Annotated in this window: 6 protein-coding genes; 5 read left to right on the top strand and 1 reads right to left on the bottom strand. The window is 73.4% G+C overall.

Features of this window, described 5'->3' with window-relative positions:
• The 5 genes from AB0J52_RS29450 to AB0J52_RS29430 form a co-directional block, all read left to right on the top strand.
• The coding region (locus AB0J52_RS29450) for an acetyl-CoA carboxylase biotin carboxyl carrier protein (RefSeq protein WP_500185806.1) at positions 1-238 on the top strand (238 nt) is incomplete at its 5' end.
• An 18-nt stretch (positions 239-256) separates the two neighbouring features.
• The gene (locus AB0J52_RS29445) at positions 257-1282 is read left to right on the top strand and encodes an SGNH/GDSL hydrolase family protein (RefSeq protein ID WP_500185805.1); all 1026 of its coding nucleotides are present in this window, start codon (positions 257-259) and stop codon (positions 1280-1282) included.
• A gap of 10 nt (positions 1283-1292) precedes the next feature.
• Positions 1293-1526: an acyl carrier protein gene (locus AB0J52_RS29440; RefSeq protein WP_500185804.1), complete on the top strand. Its 234-nt coding sequence runs from the start codon at positions 1293-1295 to the stop codon at positions 1524-1526.
• On the top strand, positions 1516-2082 hold the full coding sequence (locus AB0J52_RS29435) for a helix-turn-helix transcriptional regulator (RefSeq protein WP_500185802.1): 567 nt from the start codon (positions 1516-1518) through the stop codon (positions 2080-2082). The genes AB0J52_RS29440 and AB0J52_RS29435 overlap by 11 nt, the downstream gene beginning before the upstream one ends.
• Positions 2079-3656: an HAL/PAL/TAL family ammonia-lyase gene (locus AB0J52_RS29430; RefSeq protein ID WP_500185801.1), complete on the top strand. Its 1578-nt coding sequence runs from the start codon at positions 2079-2081 to the stop codon at positions 3654-3656. Before AB0J52_RS29435 ends, AB0J52_RS29430 begins: the two co-directional genes overlap by 4 nt.
• A gap of 120 nt (positions 3657-3776) precedes the next feature.
• On the opposite strand, the gene AB0J52_RS29425 is transcribed toward AB0J52_RS29430, so the two are convergent.
• Positions 3777-4351: hypothetical protein (locus AB0J52_RS29425; protein WP_500185799.1), on the bottom strand; the 575-nt coding region annotated here is incomplete at its 5' end.

Genomic DNA, 4351 nt, shown 5'->3' with positions numbered 1-4351 from the left:
CCACGTGGTCACGGCGCCGCTGGTGGGCACGTTCTACCGCTCGCCCGAGCCGGGCGCGCCGCCGTTCGTGGAGGTCGGGGGCGTGGTCGAGGAGGGCGACCAGGTCGCGATCGTCGAGGCGATGAAGCTGATGAACCCGGTGACCGCGCCGTGCGCGGGCCGGGTGACCGGCTTCGACGCCGCCGACGCCGAACCCGTGGAGTACGGCCAGGCGCTGATCCGGTTGGCCCCGCTGTAGGAACGAGGAAACGACAACGTGCCTCCGTCCAAGGAGTACAAGCGTCACTTCCGCAGTGACAAGGACCCGTCCCGCTACGCGCACCGGCACCGCGGTGGCGTGCTGCTGGAGCTGCACGGCATCGAGCTGCACCTGCACCCGTTCCTCGGGTTCTCCCTCGCGCCCCGGCACCGCTCGAAGGCGATCAACACCGACGACGCCGGGTTCCGGCTGTCGGACTCCCCCTTCGGGACGGTCGACAGCCGGTCCTGGCTCCGCGACGGGGGCGGCGGGCTCGTGCTGGGCAACTCGGTGACGATCGGGCTGGCCGCGTCCAGCGACGCCGAGACGCCCGTCTCGCATCTGGCGCACCTCACCGGGCAGCGCCAGCTCAACGTCGGGATCTGCGCGGGCAACTCGCTCCAGGAGCTGATCGCCGCGCTGCCGTTCCTGCCGAAGGCCTCCAGCGTGGCGGTCATCGCGGGCGGCACCGACCTGATCAACATGATCGGCTCGCGGCGGGTGGACGGCGTGTTCGGCCCGGTCTCCTACGAACGGGCGATCGAGGCCCTGACCGGCATCCCGATGTTCGATCTCGTCATGCTCGCGGAGGGCGAGGAGCCGGAGGCCCCCGCGCCGCGCCTGGAACGCCCGGAACCGCCCCGCTGGAGCCTGGACGACGCCGCCTCCCGGATGGATGAGGCCGTCGCCAACCGCCTTCGCGATCTGGGCTTCCTCGTCCGGGCCGCGCCGGAGGGGACGCCGGTGGTGTTCTGCCTGCAGCCGTTCGCCACCACCCGCACCCGCGACTGCGTCCCGGAGGAACTGGACCGCTACCACTTCGAGGCCCCGGTCTTCGGCATGCTCCACCACACCGTCGAGGACCTGTGGGACGGCTACGCCGACCGGCTGCGCGCGGGCTGTGAACGCCTCGGGGTGCACTTCCTCGACCTGGCCGCGCGCCGGTTCGCCGGCGACTCGTTCGCCGACAACGTGCACCTGACCGACAACGGGAACCGGCAGGCCGCCGAGCTGATCCGCGACGTGCTGGCCAAGGCCGCCTGAAGGGGGCGTCATGTCCGACAAACGCGACCTGCGCGACATCGTCGCGGCGACGCTGGAGGTCGATCCGGCCGACCTGACCGAGACCAGCGACTTCGTCAACGACCACGGGGCGGACTCGATGCTGGTCATCGACCTGCTCAACGCCATCGAGATCGACCTCGGTGTGGCGATCCCGGACGACCACGTCCCCGAGATGACCAACCTGACCGCCGTCGCCGACCTGGTGTCCCGCTATGCGCACTGACCCGCGCGTGCTGCTGGCCGGACGGTGGACCGGCCCGTTCGTGGCAGCGCTGCGCTCCTCGTGCACGCTGGTCGGCGGGGTGGCGGACGCCCCGGACTGGATCGTCGCGACCTCCGACGGCGTCCCGGCTCCCGAGGGCGGCGCGCCTTCGGCGGAGCGGCGCGTCGCCGCCGCCGTGCGCGGCCGCGTCGCGCCCGGCATCCGCCTCGCCGCCGTGGACGGCGACGGCGACCCGCGCTCCTGGGCCGGCTGCGACCTGTACCTCGCCGCCCCCGTCGAGCCGGAGGAGCTCGCCGCCGCGCTCTGGCTGGCCGACCGCGGCTTCACACTGAGCCGCCCCCCGGCCGTGCCGTCCGGCCTGACGCCCCGCGAGAAGGAGGTGCTGGCGCTGCTGCGCGCCGGATACGGCAACGTCCAGATCGCCCGCTCGCTGGTGATCTCCCGCAGCACCGTGGAGTTCCACCTCACCCGGATCTTCAAGAAGCTCGGCGTGGTGAGCAGGGCCGAGGCCATCGCGCGCGCCGGCCGCCACGCAGAGAGGGCAGGAGTCCCATGAAACTCTGGCTCAACGGCCACGACCTGCGCATGTCCGAGGTGGTCGCGGTCGCCCGCGGACTGCGTCCCGTCGGCCTGGCCGCGGACGCCGCGCAGCGCATGACCGCCTCGCAGCGGTTCAAGGAGCGCCTGGTCGCGGAGGGCCGTCCGGTCTACGGCGTCACCTCCGGCTTCGGCGACAGCGCGACCCGCCAGATCCACGGCGACAAGGCCGCCGAGCTCCAGGCGAACCTGCTGCGGTTCCTCAACTGCGGCACCGGCCCGCTCGCGACCGCCGAGGTGCTGCGCGCGACCCTGCTGGTGCGGGCGAACTGCCTGGCCCGCGGCTACTCCGGCGTCCGGCCCGACCTGGTGCGGCTGCTCCTGGACTGCCTGGCCACCGACATCCTCCCCGCGATCCCCGAGCGCGGCTCGGTCGGGGCCAGCGGCGACCTGGTCCCGCTCAGCTACCTCGCGCGGATGCTGACCGGCGAGGGCGAGGTGATCTTCGCCGGCCGCCGCATGCCCGCGGCCGACGCCCTGGCGCAGGCGGGCCTGACGCCGCTGCCGCTGCAGTCCAAGGAGGGACTCGCGCTGGTCAACGGCACCTCGTTCATGTCGGCCTACGCGGTGCTCGCCGCGGCGGAGGCCCGCGAGGTCGCGCACGCCGCCGAACTCGGCACCGCGATGACCACCCAGGTCCTGCTGGGCGAGCCCGACCACTTCGCCGACTTCGTCTTCCGCCACAAACCGCACCCAGGCGCGCTGGCCAGCGCGTCCGGGATCCGCGCGTTCCTCGGCCTGGACGGCCACGGCGAGCCCCTGGCGGCCGAGGAGGCCGACGCGTCCTGGATGAGCCGCGGCTACCGGCAGATGGAACGCTCGCTGCAGGACCGCTACTCGATGCGCTGCGCCCCGCACGTGGTCGGCGCGCTCCGCGACATGCTCGCCACCGTGGACGACCTGACCACGATCGAGATCAACTCGTCCAACGACAACCCGCTGTTCGACTACGAGCACGGCGTCGTCCGCAACGGCGGCAACTTCTACGGCAGCCACATCGGCCTGGCCACCGACGCCCTCAAGACCGCCGTGGCCAGCGTCGCCGACCTGCTGGACCGCCAACTCGAACTCGTGGTGGACGAGAAGTTCAACAACGGCCTGCCGCCCAACCTCATCCCCCGCTACGAGCCCGGCTCCCGCGACGAGGGCCTGCACCACGGCTTCAAGGGCATGCAGCTCACCTCGTCCGCCCTGGCCGCCGAGGCGCTCAACCGCACCATGCCCGCCACCTCGTTCTCCCGCTCCACCGAGGCCCACAACCAGGACAAGGTCAGCATGGGGACCATCGCCGCCCGGGGCGCCCGCGACGTGGTCGAACTCGCGGTCCAGGTGGCCGCCATCCACCTCATCGCCCTCTGCCAGGCCGCCGACCTGCGCGGCCACGAGGTCCTCAGCCCGCGCACGGCCACCGCCCACGCCTTCATCCGCAAACACAGTCCCGCGCTCGACGCCGACCGCCCCCTGGCCGACGACATCGCCCGGGTGGCCGAGACCATCCGGTCCGGCGAGCTCCGCGACCAACTCGGCGGCTGATGGCCGGTACGTGAGAATGGCCCCGTCCGGTCGTCCGGACGGGGCCATTCACGTGGTGCCGCGGGCGGGCGCACCATGGCGCGCTGATCACCTGTCCTGGTGATGAGCGGTGGCTGGTGATCAGCTTGTCGCGGCGATTCCGGTGCCGGCGGCGGAGAAGGGCACCGGATCTCCGTCCCCGACGCGCAGGAGCGCGCAGGCCACCTGGCCGTCCGGATCCAGAGCGCTCAGCAGGGTGAGGCCCGCGCCGGGAGTGACCAGCGCGGCGGCGGCCTGGAAGGCGGCGGCGGCCCCGGCCGTGTCGCCGACGATCGCTCTGGCGTCCAGTACCCGGGCGTTGGGAGCGGGGGTGTCCCCGAGATCGCCCACGGCCAGCCGCACGGCTTCGGGGCTCGTTCCGGCGCGTCGCAGGACCCGGCGGGCCACCGCGCCGACATCGGCGCCGACGCCCCCTCCGTGGGCCAGCAGCTCGGCCAGGGGACGGCGTCCCGCGGCCCGCGCGGAGCGGGCGGACTCCAGCAGGAACACGCAGCAGCCTTCGGCGGCGTCCGCGGCGGGTCGCCCGGCCGCCGCCTCGACGGCCAGACGACGGTCGGTCAGTTCGTCGAAGGCTCCCGCGATCACCGCGTCCGCGCGGCCGGCGCGCAGCAGGCGGTCGGCGTAGGCCAGGGCGGTCAGGCCGGACGCGCGGCCGG

Source organism: Spirillospora sp. NPDC049652 (genome assembly GCF_040675125.1).
Lineage (GTDB): Bacteria > Actinomycetota > Actinomycetes > Streptosporangiales > Streptosporangiaceae > Spirillospora.
The sequence above is the reverse complement of the archived record's forward strand: the minus strand, read 5'-3'. Positions and strand labels throughout refer to the sequence as shown.

Coding starts and splice junctions, on each gene's coding strand:
- AB0J52_RS29430 (WP_500185801.1), top strand. CDS start 2,079: ATGAAACTCTGGCTCAACGGCCACGACCTGCGCATGTCCGAGGTGGTC.
- AB0J52_RS29435 (WP_500185802.1), top strand. CDS start 1,516: ATGCGCACTGACCCGCGCGTGCTGCTGGCCGGACGGTGGACCGGCCCG.
- AB0J52_RS29440 (WP_500185804.1), top strand. CDS start 1,293: ATGTCCGACAAACGCGACCTGCGCGACATCGTCGCGGCGACGCTGGAG.